Origin of the sequence: Pseudoalteromonas sp. TAB23, from assembly GCF_000498075.1 — a bacterium.
Lineage (GTDB): Bacteria > Pseudomonadota > Gammaproteobacteria > Enterobacterales > Alteromonadaceae > Pseudoalteromonas > Pseudoalteromonas arctica.
In genome coordinates this window covers 1-4,746 of the sequence record NZ_AUTP01000043.1, presented here as the reverse complement: position 1 = coordinate 4,746, position 4,746 = coordinate 1, and the positions used below count along the sequence as shown (strand labels likewise).

At 36.5% G+C, this 4,746-nt stretch carries 4 protein-coding genes; all 4 read right to left on the bottom strand.

Annotated features, from left to right (window positions below; all coding sequences use genetic code 11):
* Positions 1 to 113: 113 nt before the first annotated feature.
* Complete coding sequence (locus L654_RS0101100; RefSeq protein ID WP_024606995.1) at positions 114 to 533, bottom strand: MAPEG family protein; 420 nt, start codon at positions 531 to 533, stop codon at positions 114 to 116.
* Between the two features lie 189 nt (positions 534 to 722).
* Positions 723 to 1,238 (bottom strand): GGDEF domain-containing protein, encoded by a 516-nt coding sequence (locus tag L654_RS1000000128075; protein ID WP_225305695.1) that lies wholly within the window; start codon positions 1,236 to 1,238, stop codon positions 723 to 725.
* Positions 1,239 to 1,243: 5 nt separating this feature from the next.
* Positions 1,244 to 3,118 (bottom strand): DUF2225 domain-containing protein, encoded by a 1,875-nt coding sequence (locus L654_RS01000000125315; protein WP_225305694.1) that lies wholly within the window; start codon positions 3,116 to 3,118, stop codon positions 1,244 to 1,246.
* A gap of 229 nt (positions 3,119 to 3,347) precedes the next feature.
* On the bottom strand, positions 3,348 to 4,457 hold the full coding sequence (locus L654_RS0101090) for an endonuclease/exonuclease/phosphatase family protein (RefSeq protein WP_024606994.1): 1,110 nt from the start codon (positions 4,455 to 4,457) through the stop codon (positions 3,348 to 3,350).
* Positions 4,458 to 4,746: the final 289 nt, after the last annotated feature.

The following is a 4,746-nucleotide window of genomic DNA, read 5'->3' as shown; positions in this document are numbered from 1 at the left end:
TAATAATCGTCCGAGGAAGACACTTGGATTTGAAACGCCTGCAAAATTGATGCAGGATCACTTGGCGGCTAAAGCCGCCTAAATGTTATGCACTTCAGATTTGAATCCGCGAATTAAAAGATTAGTCTTAACCCTATCATTATCAGCATAACCACATTAGCAAGTACACCGATTAAAAAGAAGTAACTACGTGGGCTTGGGTTTTTCTCCGTTGCTATAGCGTAGTACAGCGCCATGTGAATTAAACGCGCAATTAAGTACACCCAAATACACATTGCAAAAATCGGGCTTTGATAATTAATTACAAACGCAAATAACACCGTACCTATAAATAATGCGCTGTTTTCAAGCGTATTATGAAACGTACGATGCGCTCTAAATATAAAGCTGCCGTGCGATAAATCCTCGTCAATTTTACCTGGCACAGCATTTGGCTCTTTAGCTTTGCTAAACGTAGCCACAGCCCACTGTACAAGCAACATAATTAAATAGAGGTAAAATGCCAAATAGGCCGAAAGTGCAACTTCAGTCATTACTAAATCCCTTATTTTGTTTTTTAACTTAGTTTAGAGTGCAATTTTAAAGCCTAAGTTAATACACTGATATTTAAAGGGTTAATTTAATAAGCCTAATTACATATGTAAGTAACTCACGGCGTTGTATAAAATTTACTTGTTATGATTTTAAAAATAACATCAAAACTGAGCTGTATACTGCTGGGTTTACTCCGATCTAAAAAGCTTAAACTCTTCAAACGAACAATCCCACAACACAACTTGATTACGACCCAACGATTTAGCCTCATAAAGTGCTAAATCGGCCTGTTCAATTAACTCAGAAGGTGTTCTTGCTTTAAATTTAATAGACGTAACCCCAAAACTACACGTAACAGGAATATCATCAAATATCGCTTTTTCTACTTTAATACGAATAGCCTCAGCAATACGTATTGCTTGCTCTTGAGTCGTGTTGGGTAAAATAATACAAAATTCTTCGCCACCAAAACGGGCAACGCTATCGCTTTTACGTATATTAGCTTGTAAAAGACTGGCAACGCCACAAAGTACTGTGTCGCCAATGCTATGCCCATAGGTGTCGTTAACGCTTTTAAAATGGTCAATATCGACCATTAAAATACAATATTCTTCAATCTGAGGTAAATCCAAAAAGTCGCGATTCATAATCTCAAATAAAATACGGCGGTTATAACAATTGGTTAAAGGGTCTCGCGCGGCCAAATAGTCTAACTCTTCATTACGTTTTTTAGAGGCAATAAAGCTTCGATAAACCAATAAAACAATAAAACAATAGCTAAACAAGCGGCTAATAAAAATGCGAGCGCAATACTCGCGTATTTGTTTTTTGCAAGCTCTAGCTCTGATATAACCCTAGCTTGGCCTGATATTTCAATTTCATTGTTTTTCTTTTCAAGCTCAAGTTGATGGAGTTTTTCTTTTTCTCTTAATGTCTCCAGCTCTACTTCCATTTTATGCAAGTGCAAATGTGCTTTTTCAAGAGCAAGCTTACTTTCGTCTCTTTCGTATTGAATTATTTCGGTTAGGGCTATTTCTTCTTCCGCGTAACGAAGTGACTCATCTAAGCGTCCACGCTGTTTTTCTGCTATTCGAATTTCACGATAAGCGTATAGCATATGTAACTTATCATCTATTTCGGTTGATAAAGCGAGTGACCTTTTTAGTAAAGAAATCGCCTCATTTGTATCAATACCAATTAAAATCCCCGCAAGCGCTGTTAGCGACTTTATCTCATAAAGCTTACTGCCTGTTTCTCTGGCGAACGACAACGACTCTTTGTAATACTTTATAGCCTTGTTTTTATTCCCTTGGGCACGATAAATATTAGCAATAATACGCGCCGTTATAGAAATGTAGGATGTAAGATTTTTGTTTTTATAAGTTACATAAGCTTTTTTAGCATATTGCATCGCTGATACTAAATCGCCAGACTCATAGTTAATAACAGCCATTTCTCTTAAAGCTGATGCGAGCGTTTTTTCCTCGACCATACCTTTTGGCAAATCGATAGTTATTTGATAGAAAATCTCGGCCTGATCAAACTGCTTTAATCGAGTGTATAGCAGCCCCATTTGATTCGATGTTTTAGCAATCCCAAGCACGTTATTTACTTTTTTATAATATAAATATGCCTCATTTATATGCTTAAGTGATTTTTCATAAAGGTTGATATGGCGATAAATAATACCAGCACCTAATAATGCTTTAGCTAAGCCAACAGGATCGTCAATTTCTTTATGTATTTCTAATGCACGAGTGGAGTAATCAAGGGCTAAAACTAAGTTGTCTAAATAGCGCTGCGCTTCTGCTAGTGTATTTAATGTACGCGCCATTAACTTTAAATCATCTAAATTAGTATATATCTCTAAAGCTTTGGTATAAAAATGAGCCGTTTGCTCTCTATTTTCAAGACGCTTATACGACTGAGCTAATTTTTTATACGTTTCACCTAACTGTTTTTGTATTTGTTCGTCTTTATTTACAAGGTATTTTAAAGCAGATGAATATTGCGTGATCGCGTCATTGTATTTTTTTTGTTCATAAAACGAATCCCCCTTAGTAAGGAGCACTTGCGCTATAAAAAAATCATCGCCGTACACAAGGGTTGTTGGTAATAAAGTTTCAATGCGGGTAGTAAGTTCGTCATAACGTTTTTCTTCTAATAATATATTTATATAATTAATAGATGCCTTTATTTGGTTGCGTAAATCATTTAATTTGCTGTAGTAAACAGAGGATTGCAAAAAGTGATGGAGCGATTCATTAATATTGTTATTTTTTTTATTCGCTTTACCTAACAAGTTATGTAACTTCGCGCTGAGTAACGTGTCATCAGCACTTTGCGCTTGTAACAACAACGCCTTACTTAGTTCGATACTTGTAATAACGTCAGTATCCATAAGTAATTCGGCTCTTTTTAGCAGCCCTGCATTAGATTCATTGATTAAACTGTATGAGGTGGTTTCTTGCGCGTAAGCGCTACTTAAGCTAATAAACAAAGCAAAAAGCAAAGCTTTCACTAAAAATTTAGAATTATAAATTCGATTTACGAAGAAAGTGTGTACTTGCGAAGTTAAGTCCATCTTTCGCGTGTGATACGAGTAAGTGTAAAATTCCATATTTACCATTTTAGTGATTTGTTATTAATTTAATGCAAAAATTCTGGCGATAAAATATACACATAAAGACTGCAGGTCAAGTTTCGCTGCAATATGGGTAATTGTTAATTTATGATTTTAGCATAATTATGCATAATGCAGCTTAATTCTTTTTTAGCTTAATCGTACGCTGTAACTTACTAAATGAGAAAACCTAGCTTCTCAGTTTAAGGGTAACCAATACAACACCGTGGTCGGTAGTTAAATCATCACGCTCGTACTCGGGGTTTATTAAGTGCCTGTCGTAAGTGTTATAAGCGCTTACTTCAAAAAAGCTGTCATCGTAACTGGCGTCAAACTCACACGACAATAAAATGTAATCAAGCACAGAGCTGCTCGCGCCATAATAATGTGTTGGCGGCCTTAACGGTGCTGTCTTTGTTATGTTTATATTTTTTGCTTGGCTTTTATCTGCTGAATCAAGAATCTCGCTGTTACTGCGATCACAATCACTTTGTTCATCGTTTGTTATTGCTTCATCGCTAGAAACCTCATCATTACTTAACTGCGACTTAACAAACAAATCCCATGAATCATTTAAACAATATTTAGCGAGGTAGGTTTTAGCATCAAATGCAGGCGCAAAGCGTAGCGTATTCGTCAGTAAATGGCTTAATACGCCATCCGCAAGTTCATTATTAAAGTCCCCCATTAATAGCATGGGTTGTTGCGTAGCTTCGCGGCGAGTAATCATTTGTATCATTAGCAATGTAGCTTCACTGCCACGCTGAATAGTTGAGCCCCAACCACCCGCTACATTCGCTTTTAAAATCTTAATTATGTTTTGCTCGGGCGCTAGCTCTTTGTTGTGTTCATCAACATTAATCATTGGGCGCTTAGATTTAAAATGCACCACATAACAATCAGTATTGCCTATGTGCGGCAAAGTAACGGTCGCTCTCAATACCTTACGACTAAAAGTAAACTCACTATTAAGGCCAAGCGTACTTGCAAGCTCACTATCGTGTTCAACCGCTACTACTTCAACTATGGGGTATTTAGAGGCGATTGCCACTACGGGGCGTTTATAAATAAAGTCATCAATCACCTCTGGCGTATCAACTACAGCAAAGTAATTATAACCTTGCTCAGCAACTAGCTTTTTTAACGAATCAATACTAAACACTTCCTGAAAACCAATCACATCAGGCGCATGTTCTGTTAAGTAATCAGCAATCCAACGCTGCTTTTTAGCCCACTGCGCAGCGGTATAAATTTTCTCAAACTCATAATACGCATTGGGTGGCTCAAGATAGTTAAACAGGTTAAATGTGGCTATTTTTAGTTGGGTGTTAATAATTACAGATTCTTCACTGTTTAAATCTGTATCTAACTGTTTAAGATCTTGATTGCTGATGGGTATCGCCTAAGTAAAGTTGAAAGTGTTGCTTGCTTATAAACTATCATTTTATTACATGTTTACGTAATAAATCAGCCAGCTTAATTGTAATTTTATACACTCTTTTATTCTATACCAATCCGCAATAATACTTAATCATTTTGCGGGGCTAAACGTGTCGCTACCTGTGTTAAAAAATTCTCATTTACGACTG